The 768-nt window shown below is 47.9% G+C and carries 1 rRNA gene; it reads left to right on the plus strand.

What is annotated here, in order from left to right:
• Positions 1–123: 123 nt before the first annotated feature.
• Positions 124–768 (plus strand): 16S ribosomal RNA (locus D1643_RS11170); the annotation flags it as partial.

Raw genomic sequence — 768 nt, forward strand, 5'->3', positions numbered from 1 at the left:
GCGCGACAAGCTAGACCATTGAAAACTGAATAAAGAAGAATGACTCATGTGATGTAGCAATACATCAAAAATCTGTCAATCAATAATGAAAGACAAGCCAGTCACTTCGGTGACTTAAATACTTTATTTGAGAGTTTGATCCTGGCTCAGGACGAACGCTGGCGGCGTGCCTAATACATGCAAGTTGAGCGCTGAAGGTTGGTACTTGTACCGACTGGATGAGCAGCGAACGGGTGAGTAACGCGTGGGGAATCTGCCTTTGAGCGGGGGACAACATTTGGAAACGAATGCTAATACCGCATAAAAACTTTAAACACAAGTTTTAAGTTTGAAAGATGCAATTGCATCACTCAAAGATGATCCCGCGTTGTATTAGCTAGTTGGTGAGGTAAAGGCTCACCAAGGCGATGATACATAGCCGACCTGAGAGGGTGATCGGCCACATTGGGACTGAGACACGGCCCAAACTCCTACGGGAGGCAGCAGTAGGGAATCTTCGGCAATGGACGAAAGTCTGACCGAGCAACGCCGCGTGAGTGAAGAAGGTTTTCGGATCGTAAAACTCTGTTGGTAGAGAAGAACGTTGGTGAGAGTGGAAAGCTCATCAAGTGACGGTAACTACCCAGAAAGGGACGGCTAACTACGTGCCAGCAGCCGCGGTAATACGTAGGTCCCGAGCGTTGTCCGGATTTATTGGGCGTAAAGCGAGCGCAGGTGGTTTATTAAGTCTGGTGTAAAAGGCAGTGGCTCAACCATTGTATGCATTGG

This window comes from Enterorhabdus sp. P55 (genome assembly GCF_009911695.1).
In the GTDB taxonomy this organism is placed as follows: domain Bacteria; phylum Actinomycetota; class Coriobacteriia; order Coriobacteriales; family Eggerthellaceae; genus Enterorhabdus.